We start from the raw sequence: 17012 nt of genomic DNA on the forward strand, positions 1-17012 counted from the left end.
CACTAAAAACCGCTAGTTGTCGAAATACTACACAACACCATAGGCTAACATGGCATCAGCCACTTTAATAAACCCGGCAATATTAGCACCGTCAACATAGTTGACTCGGCCGTCATGCGTACCATATTTGACACACTGATCATGTATTTGCTGCATAATGTTGTGTAGCTTTTGTTCTAGCTCTTCTTCTGACCAAGACATCCGGATACTGTTTTGAGACATCTCTAACGCAGATACCGCAACCCCACCCGCATTTGCCGCTTTACCTGGGGCGTAAAGTATCCCTTGTTCAAGAAATATATGGACCGCCTCTGGCGTACATGGCATATTTGCCCCTTCCGATACCGCGAGGCACCCATGCCGTGCTAATAAGGTAGCGTCTTGCTCGCCTAACTCATTTTGAGTTGCACAGGGGAAAGCCAGATCTGCTTTAATAGTCCACGGTTTCTTACCAGCATTAAACTCGCATTCAAACTGTGTAGTCAGCACACTCAAACGCTGTCGCTGCTGAGTTTTTACCTCTTTAATGACTTCTAATTGTTTTTGACTGATCCCATCTGGCACAAACAGTGTGCCACTCGAATCAGATAGGGTGAGCACTTTACCGCCGAGTTGAATGATTTTTTCTGCACAGTAAAGCGCAACATTGCCTGATCCAGACACAAGGCACGTTTTACCTTCAATACTTTGGCCATGATGAGTGAGCATAGATTGCATGAAATGAGCATTACCATATCCTGTGGCTTCGGTGCGAATCAAACTCCCACCGAATTCGAGCGACTTACCCGTTAATACGCTCTCAAATTGATGCGTTAAACGCTTGTACTGACCAAAAAGGTAGCTAATCTCTCGTGCACCTACGCCAATATCACCTGCAGGTACATCCATATTTGGACCAATATGTTGATAAAGTTGTGTCATAAAAGACTGACAGAAGCGCATTATTTCACGGTCAGATTTTCCTTTGGGGTTGAAGTCAGATCCCCCTTTACCAGCACCAATAGGTAATGTTGTTAGACTATTTTTAAACGTTTGCTCAAACCCCAAAAACTTGAGCACACTTAAATTTACAGAAGGGTCAAACCGCAAACCGCCTTTGTAAGGACCTATCGAGTTGTTAAATTGCACTCTATACCCACGATTGATTCGGATGTTCCCTTCGTCATCTTCCCAAGAAACCCGAAATGAAACGACCTTGTCTGGTTCTGTCATTCTTTCAAGAATATGGGCTTGCTTATATTTAGGGTGTTTATTAATAAAAGGAATTACTGACTCAGCAACTTCTTTTACTGCTTGGTGAAACTCTGATTCATGAGGATTGCGTTTAACTAACCCATCCATGAAGTGATCTAGTGTTAAATCATCGTACATGCTAATACCTATTTAAATCATAAATTAACGACTAATTAAATCGTAGCTGTGTTCAAACTCTGTGAATGGTAATGATGTTAGCTTAGTTGAGGCTAACTCTCCTGTGATGTTTTTAGAACACCTTATTCGTAAAATTAGAATATGCTTTTTTGCCAAGTTTATAATCCATTAATCAGGGTGTACGCCTCTTCTGATTAAGTTTGGTCACTATTGGTGAGCTTGCACACTAAATTGCTACAAGCCCTATAAACGCGGCTTAGTCTGACTTTTGAACATTTATACAATTTGCATAAGTAATTAATATTTAAATTGTATTTAGGTTTTGTTTAAAGGGGACGGGTGAGCCGGTATGAGAAGTTACACAAGCTCAATTGAACAAGTATTATGTACTGCACGCGTTATGATTTTATCTATCTCACGTATTTTAACCAATGTACACACAAATCAGGTACTCACTCGATAGGGAAAACTCGGTAGATAGTAACCCCAATACGGTCATCACGCCTGAATTAACTCAGTAGCCAAACAAGAGGACGTGTTTAGGCTAATCAAATACGACGTTGTAAGTAAAAACACCCAAACTGACGTGTTGGCTCACAGGTCTTGCCGTAGGCGCCCTGATTAGCACCTGATTATGGAAAGTTACTTTAGGCTTGCTTGAATGATGAGTAACTCAATTTCACTATTAGATGTATTGACCAAACCATGGGTACCGAAACGTTTATTGACGACCATATCCCCTGAGCTCACTTTTCTCTCCTCACCTTCAATCGTCATCGTGCCTTCACCTTTTAATATGATGTACATTTCTTCATCATCTCCGTGAGTATGCTCGCCCATAGAGCTTCCTGGTGGCATCACAACACGAAGTGCGAAATCCCAAGCACCATCGAAATCTTTACGCCTAAATGCACGATAAATTTCAATTTCTCCCACTCCACCATGGCTATTTTCATCCACCTCTCTATTGCAGGTATAAAAATTACGTATCATTTTCCCCCCGAATTCCTTTCTAATTATTTCTCACTGCACGCATTAGTCACATAACACCTTGGTAATTTGTCCATTTTGCGGAGTTTATTTTTTGCACTTAAAATACAGCATGTACCGCTGCATGCGTGATTTTCATATGGATAATCAATTTGTTGAACTTTTTACATTGTATACACAACAATTCAGGCATTGCACATGATAAATTTTCTACTAGTGCCGAGTATTTGAAAAGCACCTTCCATATATGGCGTGAAACGTTTTATGACGGGACCATCGCTTTATATATTTATCAATACACGCAAGTGATTCAGAGAGCCCGAAACGAAAGTGCAACGTTATTGCCAACGCGTTGATCTACTCACTAGCCGCTTTGTTTCACGAATTTAAAAATATCTCAACAGAATCCGGCGTTATTAGCACTTGAGTTGCATGTAAACTATGAAATTAGCCTTGCCAAATTTGGACATATTGTTGATTACAGAGGTCAAAAATAGACGACCAGAGGTTACGCTTTCACTCTGGTCGAAATTGGGATCAGCCTACAATCTGCTGATAAGCGTTCGCCCCCTACGCTAATGCAGAACTCACCTCTTCTACACTGACTTTGCATGATGTATTTTTGCCATCCCCCAGTAACCAGTTGCCATACATAAGCTTGCTGTCGGGATCCGCGGCACTTGTACTCACCGCTTTAAGGGTATCCACGCCTCTGAGCACCGCATGTAGCTCGCCATCAATCTCTTTCCATGCAACAATTGTGGATGTAGAGACACTGATAAACGGCTTATCAGCGAAAAGAACAGAGTTTGTCGCTTTAATATCAAGGTAGTACTTCGGTTTGCTAACTAGTTCAAAGTAATGCGCATCGTTATCTTTGTCATAGCTCACCATCTTAAATTCGACTGCGTCAGATTTGTCAACGCCACGGATGAACTTGTCACCTTTTAATCCCATGTACCCAATATCGCTACCATCATGCGCTGTCAATTTCAGTATTTTAGCCATTTCACTTTCCTCTATTGAATATGTAATCAACTCAGTCATCCCTGAAGCACTAGCTAGTACAAAAGGGGTCATTGCTTTTACAAAACCTAAGTAAGAAGCACAAATAAAGGCTAGGACAGAGAAAGAATAATAACATTACAGAGCAATTACACTGCGTTAACATAAGAGGGGCGTGATAGTTCAAGCAACGTTGCTGTCATGCACATGGCTATACAAACAACACGCACTAGCGTATTTTTTGATGCTGCATTTTAGCCAAAGCGCATTTAAGTAATATAACGGTGCAAAAACGCCAAGAGAAATATGATATGAAAGCAGAAGGTAAACAAGTTCAGACCTATTATTTGGAAATGTTAAGTAAGGAACGTTTTCTTTCTTCCCCCTTACCCGATGAAATGTCAATTGTGGAAATAGTTCATGAACAACCTGAGTTTAATCAGTTCTTATATGCATTTATTGGTAAGCAATGGCATTGGACCGATAAGCTAACTTGGACACTGAGACAATGGCAACAGTATTTAGCGACGTGTAAAATTCGCACTTGGGTTGCATATGTGGATGGCGCCATTGCAGGTTACTACGAACTGAGTCTACAAAACGCGGGGAATGTTGAACTCACATATTTTGGTCTGGCACCAAGCTTTATTGGTAAAGGGTACGGTAGTCCACTACTGAGTCAGGCCATCGAATCTGCGTGGTCAATCCACTCAGCTAAGAGAGTCTGGGTGCATACTTGCAGTCTAGACCACCCTCACGCTCTTAATAATTATCAAAAACGTGGGTTTAATTTATATCGAACAGAGGTCGAATAATCACAGGCGTGACTGACAGCGTGACTTTTGACCCAACCCATATACTGGCTGTAGGTGATAGAATGCCAAGACCTGCTGGCGTGTAAGACATTCATTTACCACCGACAACAAGCAATGGCGCACGTAATTTAACCCGTTGGTTTACGCATTCGTTTTTGGTCGACATAAAGCGACCTATCATGGCCGATAATTGCCCCTATGAGCCCCTAAATAGGGGCTTAATTATAATGATCGTCAGGCTAAGAAATAATGCCTGGAATTTCCTTACCAAAGTCTAAATCGACCCCGCAGGCTTTGGCTGCGGTGTACAATACATCATGTTGGTTATAACCAGCGCCCATATCGCTGACGACTCCTCTATTGATCCGCGCACCGCCACCAGCAAGAAGATACGCGCATGGGTTTGCCGAATGCTTATCCGCATGTCCCATATCAGAGGTTTCTAACACTACTGTGCTATCCAGTATCCCTGCCGCTTTGAGCTTCTGTATTAGATAAGCGCTCAAGCTACCCAAGTGACTGCGCATCTCAGTGTAATACGGGTAATTTGGCTGGCCATTACTCCCACCGTGAATTGCATTGTGATAATGCCCTTGGAAGTTTAATTCGGGAATACGAAACTCCGCTTGGTGGTTACCCAATGCCAGAGACACTGAACTCGTCAGGTTACATTGCAAGGCAGCCACGGCAATATCTGCTTGCAAACGTGCTTGTTGACTGAACGTATCAAAGGTCAAAGGAAATTCTGTATTATCCGGCGCTATACCACAGGATACGCCGCCGTAAAGGTCATCTAAGCGGCGTTGAGTATCAGCAATCGCATCAAGATGATCATTCATTCTCTGTATTTCATAACCCGCGAGCCTGTTTTTGATCGCATTAGCCGCCGACATGTGCGCATTCATGATTGGTGTTTTACTATTGCTACCTTGTGCACTGCCAAACACCATTTTAAAGACAGTGAAAGGGTTTTCTTGGAACGGCAAGTGATTGCGATTGTCTTTGGTTAATTGCCCTTGACCATTGCTGTGAACACCCAGGTTGAGATAGCGGAACGGTAAGTTTGGACCTAGGGCGTTACCCATAATCACATCATAACTGTCACTGCCCCAATTTTGAGCAAGTAAGATTGGCATTCGACCATGGCCCGCATTTGAATGTGACATATTGACCATAAAGTTACATTCGTTTTTTATGGGTTCGTACCCTGCTGACATAACCCCCAACTGCATGTTATCACCACTGCCCGTCGGGTTCCAAAGCGATGCAATTGAGCCTCCTGGTATATAAATCGACACAGTTTTATTTGGCAGCCCAACGCTTTGAGCATCCGCATCTCTAGCATATAACAGACCAGAGACTAATGGCGACGTACGGATCAAGGCGGTAGAAATGCCTGATGCCATAAACACTTTTAATAGTCTACGGCGTGACATCATCATGTTATTTAAATGTTCATCTTTCATTTTATTAACCTTCTGTATTGTGACCCGCACTATTCATTTCTGGACCAAGCTTTGCGATAACGCACAGACTTCAACGAACCAAACTTCTCTAGCATGGCTCTTGGGCTATTTTGCATCATGGCATCGGTGAGTGTGTCTATTTCGCACATGTAACCGATTTGTTCTGTTTCAGATAAACGTCTATCTTCTTTGTTCGTCGGATCGACGGCGTCGTGACCCACCCCCATTACGTAGCGGAACATTTGTTGTGGAAGACACGCTTGCGCAGATGAGAGATCTGCGATCACAGCACCTAATTGTTTAGCACCATTAAATGGAATAGATTCACTGACTTCGGCGTATTTCTCAGGGGCGAAAAGCGTACCCGATGCGTCTATCGTATTACCGTTATTATCTGCACTTCTCACTTTACCTACAGCATCAAAGTCTTCCATCCCGAATCCCATCGGATTGATATACTTTTCGTGACAAGCAGAACACGGCTGACCTTCTGTTAAGCTGTGATACTTGAGTTTATTCGTGGTTGCAGGGTCTTGTAACATGTCTGACAACTCGGCAAGCCTTTGCTCTCTGGCCTCAAAAGTACCTGCAGGTGGATCGGGTTGATCCTGACAAAGCATACGACGGCGTACGCGCACCGAACGTAAAATAGGGTGCGACTCGGCGACCTCCGCCCAGCGGGCCATAAACGCACCATTGGCTAATATGCCGCCACGATCGCTTGTATCTACCTTCTGTAACGCTTCGCCAGTGACACCTGCGATATTGTAGTGCTCAGCAAGTAACTGATTAACGAACGTAAAGTTTGCGGTATAAAGCGAGCTGAAACTCTCTTCTGGTTGGGTCATGATATATGAAAAGGTTTCGTTCATCTCTGCTTTCATGGCGGGTACCAACTGTGCAAAACCTGGGTAAACGTTTTGGTCCTTCGTTGCGACTTCTAAATTACCGGTGCCTAACCAACTGCCAACAAAGTCCCCAAGCACAGATTTGGCGCTGCCGGCAAGACGATTTGCATGCGCAACAATATTCGCTTCATCGCGAAGTTCATCCCGTTCGGCGGCTTGCCAGAGTCGTTGATCTGGGGTTGAGCCTGTAAATGTATAAGACAAGAAGGTCGCCATCTCCCATGAAGTAAGCTCGAAAGCATCCGCATCTAGCTCTGAGTTATCTGGGTTGGGTTCACCTAGTTCGTGGCGATAAATAAATTGTGGCGCAGAAAGTAACCCTTCTAAAGCGAGCTTCATGCCTGCTTCAATCTCTCCGCTATTAAAAAAGCCTGTCGCTATCAATCTATAATTTTGTGACTCATCTTGTGTTAATGGACGACGGAATATTTGTGGTGCAAGTTCATCCACTAAGCGATTTGCACAGTCTTCGTTAATCGCAGCGCAGTTTAAAGCCGGTGAAAAGTTATTCTCAGCCACCCATTCTGAAAGCTCCTCAGCAACCAGCAAGTAGTTGCTGTAATTGGATGGTTGCACACTCGCATGCGTATTGTTGATGAAAAAACCCACTTGAGAGTCAGGGGATAGGCCGTCTGACACTCTAAAATCCACACCTAGTATGTCTTCGACCGTATTTTGATACTCAGTCTGAGTCAGTATTTTCAACTGCCTTGCCCCGTATGCCACAGGTGCAACGCCAACATCACAAGTCAAAGGTGCAGGCCACAGTGTTTGCAGATACGCTGCGATATCTGTCGCACATTGCTCATCACATGCACTGGGATTGCCATAAGGCATAGTCGTGATAATGGTATCAATCATGGTTTGCATATCTCGCTCAGTATCAAGCGCGGGAAATGAGCCCAAACCGCCCGCTTCTGAGCCATGACAGCCAGCACAACCAGTTTGATATCGTTGCATACCTCGGGCAATGGGATCCGTTTGTGTGACCACGATACGCGCAATATTACTGGGCTCTGAAGGCACTGAATTGTTGAGCGCAATGACTTTGTAATCGAACTCACCAGACTCAGGTAATCCAGATTCATAAAAACGTGAGTTTGAAGCCAGTTCAGCTGCCGTTTGCCAACGGCCATCCAAGCGCTTAAAACGCACTAGATAATCAGTTTCGTTATTGCTGTTGTCACGCCAACTCAGTTGCGCTTTGGCATCGATTGATAGCACACTTGCACTGAGCTCTGTTGGTGCAGCAGGTTTTTCTGCCATCGTAACCGGATTAAAACTGTCTTGCTCAGAAGACAAATAAGTGAGGTTGAAATAGACAGGGACAGACTCACCAATGCTTGAAAGGTTAGCAACAACACGTAAAGCTTCAATGCCATAATCCATTTCAAAGTTTTTACTGTCGATGATTATGGGCGAAAGTGTGCTGACATTAACTTTGCCAGTAGCAAGTTTTACAACCAATACATCAAGCGTCATCTGATGATTAACGCCATGTAAACTCATTTCACCAGTGACATTTTGAATAACAGGGTGGCCAATTTCCATGTTACTTAACAGTGCATTGTCTATTTGTGTCGTAAAGTAAGCAACGGGCATTAAATCCGTTTCAAAGAGTAAGTCTAAGATTCGAGTGTTTCTGATATCCACACCCGTTGAAATCGCGCTTAGGTCGACGGCCAGTTTAACATGACCCTCTGCGTCGATACTGCCTGACAGAGCGGGGCTGTCATTGTTGTGGGTCACAAACTGATTTATCTCAGCAACGTGATCTTTTTTTACTGACACATAACTCAGTAAAGACACAGTGCTATCAAGTTGCCAAAAACCTGTTTCTGTGACATCACTCGGCGGTGTAGTGGGTTCTGAGTTTGTGCAAATATCACCACTTAACGTCATCGTCACGTCACCGGCTATGCCATTTTTATTGGCGACGAAGCCCAAGCCAAATGACTGATTCGCATGTATAGTATGGTTTTGTGACGAAATGGTACAGCCCGTGTCATCGCAGTCGAAATTCCCATTCCAGCTATTTTGCAGCGAAATGCCTTGATTCCATGTAAGCTCTAGAGACCAATCAATTAAGGCTTGATCTGACTGATTATCAATGACGATCTCAGTTTTAAAGCCATTATTCCAATTGTCTGGGATCGTCAAAGAGCACTGTGCAGCATGAACAAAAGAGGCACTGGTTAGTAGGCTTAAACAGGCAGCGAACTTGGCGACTTTAGGCATACGAGGCCAAGTATCGCTCAAGGTAAAAAAGCGTTTTAAAATATTGCGTTTCATCTTCTTCCCTCCTATTGCTGCGCTTCAAAAACAAGGTTAAAACTCACGGGCACTGCGTAACTGATCACCGATAAGTTTGCCAATGTTCTAAGCGTTTCAATGCCTGACTCTAACCCAAAGTCTGTGGCGTCTAGCACAATTGGGGTTAGGCTTTGCACCATAATTTTATGGTTTGCAAGACGTCGGATAACCACATCAGCGTTGACTTCTTTTATAACGCCAGTGAGGTTGAGTGTGGCTAAGATGGATTGCTTTTCAGTGCTACCAATGGGAAGTGCAGCTAGCGCAGTATAATCAATCGCAAGCAGCGCTTCGGCGGTTGGGAATAACTCGGTATCGAATAAAAATTCTTTCATTCTGCCATCACGGGTGTCGTTAGCAGTGTCTACACTGCTCAGGTCAATGGCTAATCTCGCTACCCCTTCAGGTGTAATACTGCCACTGATATTGTTAAATGTGTGTGATTCAACGAGGTGCTGTTTTTTGGTCGATACAAAGTAAAGATGAGAGCTTTGAGGGTCTAATACAAATGGTGCGCTGATGGGCGGCGCCTCAGGTTTTGAAACTTGAATAGTGACTGGGTCGCTGACTCTGCTTATAACACCGTCGTTAACCGTTAACATGACGGTAAATGTGCCTTCTTCTTCATAAACATAAGTGGGGTTTGGCTCGCTTGAAGTCTGTCCGTTGCCAAAGTCCCAGTTAAATGTGAGTGCATCACCGTCTAAATCAGAAGATTCATCGCCTTTAAAGTTTATCGTTAGAGGGTACTCACCTGATGTGGTTGAGGCAGAGGCAATCGCGGATGGCGCGTGATTAATATCACCATCTAATGAGCATAAACCGCCAAGAGAAGGAATTGTTGGTGTGTCCTTTTCCTGTGCTTTTTGTGCATTGAAGCCAAAATTTAAACTTTGACCTGGGTTAATGGTGCTATTGTAGTTTTCATTGATGATTTCATAAGGGTTATTGCCACTGTGCCTTGCATGCCAAACGCCTGTCAACTTGGTATTGTCAGCAAATGCCATGAGTACTTTCCAGTTGGAGATGGCGACACTTTCAGTATTAGTAATGGTAACTTTGCCACGAAACCCTGAGATCCACTCTTGTTCAACTTCAAAAGTACATTGCGCCGATTCAGGCTGAGGTTCACTAATGGTGACTTGTATGGGGGCAGCAGAATAATCCTTCGTTCCATCATTGACGGTCAACAACACCGAGTAAGCACCTGCTTGCTCGAAGATATGCTGCGGATTTATTTCATTGGTGCTATTCCCATCACCAAAATCCCAGCGATAACTTACATTGTCTGAAGGTAAATTTGTCGCTTCGCTGGTAAAGTTGATTGATGCGGGTGCTATGCCTTGATTTTCTGACGCGGATGCCACAACCTTAGTCTCGTTATTTTGTGAGCCCCCCTCACAAATACCAAATAATCTTGGCGCAGCAGCGGCTTGCCCAATACGCTTTTTGACGTTAAAACCAAATGCTTTGGATGAACCCGGATGAATCGTGCTATTCCAATTGAGGTTACTAAATTGATACGGGCTATCACCGCTCACTTGGGCACGCCAAGCATTATTGATGGACTCACCTTGGTTAAATTCTACCCCCACTTCCCAACCATTTATGACTGAGCCAGTCGTGTTATGGACGATGACTTCTGCGGTATAGCCACTTTGCCATTCATTTTTAACTTTGAATTCGCATTGTGCAGCAAAGCTGTGTAAGGAGTGCCCCAAAGCCATAAAGCAGAGACCCAATTTAAAAAAACGGTGCTGCTTGTTGCTATCTCTATATTGTCTCATGAAAGTTCCCCGAAACATTGTCAATTGACATGTTATTTCCCTGCTGCTCGTCGCTTAAAAAGCGTTGACCAGAGCTCACAGGCCCCAATAGCTAGAGCAAGTTCAGGAATGAAGAAAGATCACAAGTTAAGGGGATGGCAATGTTGCCAAAGGCGTGAATACCGATCAGCTGCGCAGTGAACGCCCACAATAGAGGGTCCACGGCAGCAATATCAACGTTGGCATTCAGCAACCCCGCTATCTTAGTTTTCACCTTAGACCGGAAGCTTTGCGTCCCTCTTTTTCAAAAGGTTTGCTATTTTAAGCCTGTTAAAGCAAGTTAGCTTAAAATTGCAATAATCGCAAAGCACTCACGGCAACTTTCACAGTATTTGCACATTTCGTCCAATTTGGATGTAAAAAGCCATACAAAATCACGGGGTTTCAACTTAAAATTTGATATATATTAGACACTTGCACTAAGGTGGTAGATGGAATGCATAAACGGATACAAGGCAATTATTCAAGTACATGCACTAAGTAAATCACGACATTAAATTGATGAGAAAAGTAGCCTGTTTTAGTTCATTGGTTTATTTTATATTCGAGCCATAACCCATATATAACGTATTAACATATCGACAAAGCACAAGCTAATAATTGTATTTTCATCGCTATTTTGGCCAACCATAAAATAAAAGCAGAGACGTAAGGTATCCCATGTCTGACAGTAAAAAAATGACAAATGAAGAGTTTTCTCAGATGGTGACCTTACTGTCCAAATTCGCAAATACTGACATGGATCAGTTTGAAAATTGGAAGTTTGAATGCGAATTCGGCGAAGTATTTGTCAGCCTTTCTTTGGATGTTCAAGGAGATAAATCAGTATATACGGATGTAACTAGGGCGATTAAAAAGTAGTATTACTAAAGCCACACAACACACAGTTCAAAATTTTCGCTTCGGTACGTACCTTTAAACCCTTAACAGGCCATTGCATTATACATAGACATAAATTGGCTATTACCTAATTCAAAGCCGACTTAAACAAGCCCTGGAAAGACGGTTTTTGAATCTTCAGACGCAGCTGATGAGACAGAGACCACTACATACTCATTCAAAGTCAACATTGAATTTAATCAGCATGATGACGAACGCCCTCATTAAAGCGATATAATCGTATATTTTTAGTGTGAAGATTATTAACAAAAACAAGATAAAATCCAAAAATCTGATATCATGGTGCCAAGCAATTTTAATTGTTGGTTTGGGCTATTTCGCGCCCTATCACACATTAAAAACGTTAATTTAATCAATGGCCACAGTTAAGGCCGAAAATTGAACATAAAAATACTATAAAGAAGCAGGAATAAAATGAAAAAGTTGTTACTTACATTAGTCCCAGTCGTTGCACTTTCAGGTTGTATCTCTCCTAAGACTTACGTCGATCCGACATTTGCTAAAGCATCATATCAAGATGTGAAATCAGTCCAAAAAAAGTATTCAACTAATGTAATTGTAGAATTTCAAAGGAATGGAGAAGCATTCGAAAGGGCAAATAAAGAAGTTAGGAATCATGTCGAAAGGACTCTAAGAGCAACAGGTGTGATTATTCCTTCAAACGACAATCCAGCGTTTTCACTTAAAATTGTCGTCAATAACTTGGCTGACCTCGGTGAAGCCGCAGCAAAAGGGTTTGGTACAGGTTTGACTTTTGGAGCCGCAGGTTCACTTGTTACAGACTACTATGAAGTGTCTATTACATATATAGATAACTCAGGCAAGGAATTAACCAAAAAATACAAACACGCATTGCACACAACAATAGGAAACAAAAAAGCTCCTTTTGAAAATGTTGATCCAACTTCGCCAGCCGATGCTTTTGGGTCTGTTGTAGAGCAAGTCATACTTAACTTCATCACAGATATGCAAAACAATGGGCTATTAACCTTTGTCCGCAAAATCCAACCTGTACACTCATAATCTGTACAATAACAACTAGCATATTCTTCCTAGCTGATTACGGATCGTTTCTCTGCAAAAATCAGCTAGGAGATTAGCTAATTAAAAACTAGCTGCTAGTGTGTTGTAATTCTGCTAATCATCGTATCAATTGTGCCATTTAATCACTAGGGCTTTGGCGCAGCTCGTATTGAATGTTGTTTTTTTTGATTGTTATTCAGGGTTGTGTTTTGGCCGAGCGATATCGTAAACAGAACAAACCTATCACGTCGACTTTAATATACGACGGGTCCAGCAACTATTTGACTGCCAGCTAGGTTTAATAAATAGAGTAAAAGTTATTAGTACTGTAAATTGTCAAAATCTCTAAAAATGAAGACAATTAAAATAAAAGGTACAGGTTAGTTATGCACAGATTTTTAGCTGTCATTTTTCTTTTTATGTTGGTTGGTTGTAAAACAACGGGAACATACGAGCAAACCAGCTTAGAATTAACAGGCATGGAACTTATTGAGCCATATTATGGCTATTATAAATCGTGGGTGCCATTGGGTAGCAACCATAGTTTGGACTTGGATGACAGCCAAAGAGGTGAACCATCTATAGCACTACGAACATGTATTAAACAATTACAATCCTCACATGCCAAAGCGCCTAGCCATGCGCTTCGCTCTGTTCAACTTATCGAATGCATGAAAAAGAAAGGTTGGCAGTTATTAATAGAAGAAATATTCATCGTGTCATAAAGCTGAATAGAATTTAACCAAGCATATTTGCCCCGTTACGGGCAAAAAAGGAACAATATGGAATTCTTTAAAAAACCAAGCACAGCGGAAATAACCGTTTTATTACCTCAATGGTCTTGGCTCGTGCCCACAGATTCAACGGCATTATTTTTAACGGCTTTCGGCGATTGGGTTTTTGGAAACCCTAACGGCTCACTGTCTGTGCTTTCGGTTTTGGAAGGAACTTTTGAGCAAGTTGCCAGTTCTGGTCAAGAGTTTAACCAGTTAAATAAATCTCCTGAATGGTGCTGTGAAACCTTCCTATCTGATTGGTATTCACTGGCAATGACTAACGGGATTGTGCCCTCTGAGGGTGAATGTATCGGCTGGAAAGTTCACCCTATAGTCGGTGGTGAATTTAGTGTAAGTAACCTACAAATATTTTCAATGGATGTATATCAATCACTGATGGCACAATTACATGCAAAAGTACAAGGTCTTGTCTAGTACTGTTTATCGTTAAAAGTCGCCCCTATATGGCATTCATAGACTGGTGTGGAGGTCATTTAGTACTAGATTTGGGATTATGCAAGCTCTATTTAAAATAGGCCGAGTGCGGATGAGCTTGCCATCATCAAAAAGTATAGGGTTCTATACTGACTGTCAAATTGCACGCAATTTGATAGTCAGTACTTTGTAAAGTAGTTAGCTGAGGAACTTTGTCGTTCACCCAACTTGCGTGGGCGTTAACAAAATAAAGGATGAAAAATATTGAGGCGAAGGCACGAATGGAAAATAGTGAGCGCAACTTCAAACAGTTTACCCACCGCTTACTCACCGAAGGGCGACTAAGCAATGACGCTCTTTATGACGCACTAAAGTACTTGGGTGGTGTGCAGGGGGTCGTGCAAAACGCGTTCTACATTTCTGGATATGAAGCACTGGGGCACAAAGTCGCTAACACACAACCCATTCGGGAAGTTATAGACTTTTTGCTCCAACAGCAGACTGAAATGGATACATGTTCTGACGCGGAATATTTCTTTTTTGAGGCTATCGCTGATGCTTTCGCAGCCAATAAAATAGATAACCACGCCGTGATTGCAGCTTCACCAGCGTGCTTCAAAAAGTACTTAGAAAAATATAGATACCCTGAACATCAAGCAAGAGGCCAATAACACTCCTTCCTAACTGAGCTAAACCTGAACAAGTACTTCTCCTAGTTATTTTGGACATTTATCATACAGTGACTAAAATGGGGGCAGGGCTTGAGGTAAATCAATCAATATCGAGTATGGTCATTATTCAATGACCCCCCTCGCTGTTTTAACACTTAAGTGATTCACCTCCCCCGACAATTAAAATATACAGGGAGAAGTCACGTGAGTTTAGAACAACAAGTTAATCAGCAAAATAACGAAATTAAACGCCTTCACAGTGAGATAACAGCATTAAAAGCGCAATTAATCCAGGTAGCCAATATGGAATCTGAATTAACCGCACGCTTTGAAAAAACACATCTAATTGGATCGGATATGACGTTAACGCCTGGCGCTAAGGCGATATTGTCAGAAGCATTAAAAAATAAGGTACTTTCTTGGATGGCAGTGCTGACATTGGTAACGACTTTAGGGGTTGGGGCTGTTGCCAAAAATGTGTATGACAACTTTCGTAGCACCGTGGATAAACGCATTGATGATACGGTTGAAAGCAAGCAGCACGAAATCACCAACCCGTTAATAGATTTATATAGCCGACAAATGGGAAGCTTTTTAGAGGAAATAAATACCGCCCGTCAATTACTCACGCCAACACGCGAAGGGTTAGTTGACGCCAAACGCGAATCTGACAGGGTTTTGAAAGAAGCGACACTCGCACTCAATGACGTCAAACAAAGCCAAATCGAGGTGAACCGTATTAAGCAAACCATATCGGACGCTTCAGATATCAACATTGATGACTTAGCGCCTATCGTCGCCCCCTTAGTTTACAACCAAGTGATTGAAAACGTGTTAGGAGATGCAGTGTTAGCAATTAATAGCGAGCAATGCCCAGATGGGTGGATCCCTTGGCACAATGCGCAAGGCCGCTTTTTGCGTGGTATCAATCTTAGCGACCAATTAATAGACCCAGACGGCAAACGCTCGGTGGGCCACTTGCAAGCAGACGCTATCGCTTATCATCAACATACTTTGGGCGGTTTTAAACGCGGTGATCTTGTTGCAAATACTTGGGGCAAATCTGGGTATTTAATTCGTAATAAACTGAACAATGAAAAGGCTGATGAGAAAGAGAAAGCAAAGCACTCGGAAACTCGGCCAAAAAACGTTGCGGTACTCTTTTGTATAAAAGAGAGCTCGTCACACTAACACTGAACGGCCATTTTTTGAATGGCCGGCTTTTTCATGCAATTGACCTTTAATGGAAGCTCATTCATTCACAACGCCAACTTAGACACGCCCCCTAATCAAAGTGACACATTTAACACATTGAAAAATATAATAATATAATTACTTTTTTCATTATGCACTAAAGTGACAGAGAAGCTTTACACATCATATAACTTAGATGAGCGCGATAGGTATTTTAATATTCTTAAGGAGCAAAAATATGACTTATGCACGCATCTTATTGTTGACACTGTTAGCCGTGTCGACTCCTTTTATGGCTGCAAGTAGCGTAAAGCTGCCATTTCCAATTATTGATGAAACACATGAAATTGAGCAACATGCTGTTGAAATAAAAGGTAGCTGGATGACCTATTTAGAGCAAGGTCAAGGCAAAACAGTGGTGTTTGTTCATGGCAACCCTACGTCATCTTACTCATGGCGTAACGTAATGCCTTACATTGCTGATACACATCGGGCCATCGCGGTTGACCTCATAGGTATGGGCGACTCGGGAAAACCAGATATAGCGTACACATTTAAAGAACACTATCAGTATTTCAACCGCTTTATAAACAAGTTAGATATTGATGAATTGATTTTGGTTGGCCATGACTGGGGCGCAGCAATTGCATGGCTCTATGCCAAAAGAAACCCAGACAAAGTAGCCGGACTTGCCTTTATGGAGGGGGTGTTACCGCCACAATTTCCTGCCGAAAGCTATGAAAGCCTTGGTCCTGTTGCGGACTTTTTTAGAACACTGAGAGATCCCGTATTGGGGCCCATGTTAGTCATTGAGCAAAATATGTGGATTGAACAAGCTTTGCCCGCTTCTGTTAACCGCACTTTAGGCGAGCAAGCAATGGCAGCTTATCGTGCCCCCTATCTTGTACCAGAGTCTAGAAAACCGTTACTCGCTTGGCCAAATCAACTGCCTATTGCCAGAGAACCGGCGCAAACCGACCGCTTAATGCGCGGTATTAAACGTTTTATGCGTAACACTGACATACCCACGTTATATGTTTATAGCTCACCGAGTGTTGAAGACTCACCGCATGTACTCAGCTGGTATATCGAGCATATTAATGAGCTTGAGACGGCTTATATTGGACAAGGGCTGCATTATTTACCAGAAGATCAACCTGACGCGATAGGTCGCGCTCTTGATGACTGGCTACGCCGGCTAGAAGATTAGCCCCCTAACGCCGTTAACTAGACACAGAAACTATGTGTCTAGTTAACGGCAATAATGCCCATATTGTGGCGTGTTGAAACAGCTCAAACAGTTGCACAGCGACCGATTT

General features: G+C 42.6%; 14 protein-coding genes and 1 riboswitch. Of the genes, 8 read left to right on the forward strand and 6 right to left on the reverse strand.

Annotated features, from left to right (window positions below; translation table 11 throughout):
- Positions 1 to 27 precede the first annotated feature (27 nt).
- The 3 genes from gdhA to L1286_RS12980 form a co-directional block, all read right to left on the reverse strand.
- Positions 28 to 1371, reverse strand: a complete 1344-nt coding sequence (gdhA, locus tag L1286_RS12970; protein WP_235407479.1) for an NADP-specific glutamate dehydrogenase — start codon at positions 1369 to 1371, stop codon at positions 28 to 30.
- A 642-nt stretch (positions 1372 to 2013) separates the two neighbouring features.
- Positions 2014 to 2364, reverse strand: a complete 351-nt coding sequence (locus L1286_RS12975) for a cupin domain-containing protein (protein WP_235407480.1) — start codon at positions 2362 to 2364, stop codon at positions 2014 to 2016.
- Positions 2365 to 2931: 567 nt separating this feature from the next.
- The gene (locus tag L1286_RS12980; RefSeq protein ID WP_235407481.1) at positions 2932 to 3369 is read right to left on the reverse strand and encodes a hypothetical protein; all 438 of its coding nucleotides are present in this window, start codon (positions 3367 to 3369) and stop codon (positions 2932 to 2934) included.
- Between the two features lie 281 nt (positions 3370 to 3650).
- On the opposite strand from L1286_RS12980, the gene L1286_RS12985 reads away from it, so the two are divergent.
- On the forward strand, positions 3651 to 4181 hold the full coding sequence (locus tag L1286_RS12985; RefSeq protein WP_235407482.1) for a GNAT family N-acetyltransferase: 531 nt from the start codon (positions 3651 to 3653) through the stop codon (positions 4179 to 4181).
- 239 nt (positions 4182 to 4420) lie between these two features.
- Here L1286_RS12985 and L1286_RS12990 read toward each other — a convergent pair whose 3' ends face one another.
- From L1286_RS12990 to L1286_RS13000, 3 genes are read right to left on the reverse strand one after another with little or no spacing between them, the layout of a single operon-like run.
- A complete protein-coding gene (locus L1286_RS12990; protein WP_235407483.1) occupies positions 4421 to 5647 on the reverse strand; it encodes a DUF1552 domain-containing protein in 1227 nt (408 codons plus the stop codon).
- Between the two features lie 29 nt (positions 5648 to 5676).
- Positions 5677 to 8847, reverse strand: a complete 3171-nt coding sequence (locus tag L1286_RS12995) for a DUF1592 domain-containing protein (protein WP_235407484.1) — start codon at positions 8845 to 8847, stop codon at positions 5677 to 5679.
- A gap of 11 nt (positions 8848 to 8858) precedes the next feature.
- Entirely contained in the window at positions 8859 to 10655 is a 1797-nt protein-coding gene (locus L1286_RS13000; RefSeq protein ID WP_235407485.1) for a cellulose binding domain-containing protein, read from the reverse strand.
- 224 nt (positions 10656 to 10879) lie between these two features.
- Positions 10880 to 10962: riboswitch (cyclic di-GMP riboswitch) on the reverse strand.
- A 392-nt stretch (positions 10963 to 11354) separates the two neighbouring features.
- Here L1286_RS13000 and L1286_RS13005 point away from each other — a divergent pair.
- The 7 genes from L1286_RS13005 (at position 11355) to L1286_RS13035 (ending at position 16903) form a co-directional block, all read left to right on the forward strand.
- Positions 11355 to 11555, forward strand: coding sequence for a hypothetical protein (locus L1286_RS13005; protein ID WP_235407486.1), 201 nt, complete (start codon positions 11355 to 11357; stop codon positions 11553 to 11555).
- A gap of 453 nt (positions 11556 to 12008) precedes the next feature.
- On the forward strand, positions 12009 to 12617 hold the full coding sequence (locus L1286_RS13010; RefSeq protein WP_235407487.1) for a hypothetical protein: 609 nt from the start codon (positions 12009 to 12011) through the stop codon (positions 12615 to 12617).
- A 386-nt stretch (positions 12618 to 13003) separates the two neighbouring features.
- The gene (locus L1286_RS13015) at positions 13004 to 13342 is read left to right on the forward strand and encodes a hypothetical protein (protein WP_235407488.1); all 339 of its coding nucleotides are present in this window, start codon (positions 13004 to 13006) and stop codon (positions 13340 to 13342) included.
- A 57-nt stretch (positions 13343 to 13399) separates the two neighbouring features.
- The gene (locus L1286_RS13020; protein WP_235407489.1) at positions 13400 to 13828 is read left to right on the forward strand and encodes a T6SS immunity protein Tdi1 domain-containing protein; all 429 of its coding nucleotides are present in this window, start codon (positions 13400 to 13402) and stop codon (positions 13826 to 13828) included.
- Positions 13829 to 14109: 281 nt separating this feature from the next.
- On the forward strand, positions 14110 to 14499 hold the full coding sequence (locus L1286_RS13025) for a hypothetical protein (RefSeq protein ID WP_235407490.1): 390 nt from the start codon (positions 14110 to 14112) through the stop codon (positions 14497 to 14499).
- A 204-nt stretch (positions 14500 to 14703) separates the two neighbouring features.
- Positions 14704 to 15690 (forward strand): hypothetical protein, encoded by a 987-nt coding sequence (locus L1286_RS13030; RefSeq protein WP_235407491.1) that lies wholly within the window; start codon positions 14704 to 14706, stop codon positions 15688 to 15690.
- 241 nt (positions 15691 to 15931) lie between these two features.
- Positions 15932 to 16903, forward strand: coding sequence for a haloalkane dehalogenase (locus L1286_RS13035; RefSeq protein WP_235407492.1), 972 nt, complete (start codon positions 15932 to 15934; stop codon positions 16901 to 16903).
- Positions 16904 to 17012 lie beyond the last annotated feature (109 nt).

It is taken from the genome of Pseudoalteromonas sp. SMS1, from assembly GCF_021530565.1.
Lineage (GTDB): Bacteria > Pseudomonadota > Gammaproteobacteria > Enterobacterales > Alteromonadaceae > Pseudoalteromonas.

Excerpts from the sequence above, each read along its gene's own strand:
- gdhA (WP_235407479.1), bottom strand. The coding sequence starts at position 1,371 with ATGTACGATGATTTAACACTAGATCACTTCATGGATGGGTTAGTTAAA.
- L1286_RS12975 (WP_235407480.1), bottom strand. The coding sequence starts at position 2,364 with ATGATACGTAATTTTTATACCTGCAATAGAGAGGTGGATGAAAATAGC.
- L1286_RS12980 (WP_235407481.1), bottom strand. The coding sequence starts at position 3,369 with ATGGCTAAAATACTGAAATTGACAGCGCATGATGGTAGCGATATTGGG.
- L1286_RS12990 (WP_235407483.1), bottom strand. The coding sequence starts at position 5,647 with ATGAAAGATGAACATTTAAATAACATGATGATGTCACGCCGTAGACTA.
- L1286_RS12995 (WP_235407484.1), bottom strand. The coding sequence starts at position 8,847 with ATGAAACGCAATATTTTAAAACGCTTTTTTACCTTGAGCGATACTTGG.
- L1286_RS13000 (WP_235407485.1), bottom strand. The coding sequence starts at position 10,655 with ATGAGACAATATAGAGATAGCAACAAGCAGCACCGTTTTTTTAAATTG.
- L1286_RS13005 (WP_235407486.1), top strand. The coding sequence starts at position 11,355 with ATGTCTGACAGTAAAAAAATGACAAATGAAGAGTTTTCTCAGATGGTG.
- L1286_RS13010 (WP_235407487.1), top strand. The coding sequence starts at position 12,009 with ATGAAAAAGTTGTTACTTACATTAGTCCCAGTCGTTGCACTTTCAGGT.
- L1286_RS13015 (WP_235407488.1), top strand. The coding sequence starts at position 13,004 with ATGCACAGATTTTTAGCTGTCATTTTTCTTTTTATGTTGGTTGGTTGT.
- L1286_RS13020 (WP_235407489.1), top strand. The coding sequence starts at position 13,400 with ATGGAATTCTTTAAAAAACCAAGCACAGCGGAAATAACCGTTTTATTA.
- L1286_RS13025 (WP_235407490.1), top strand. The coding sequence starts at position 14,110 with ATGGAAAATAGTGAGCGCAACTTCAAACAGTTTACCCACCGCTTACTC.
- L1286_RS13035 (WP_235407492.1), top strand. The coding sequence starts at position 15,932 with ATGACTTATGCACGCATCTTATTGTTGACACTGTTAGCCGTGTCGACT.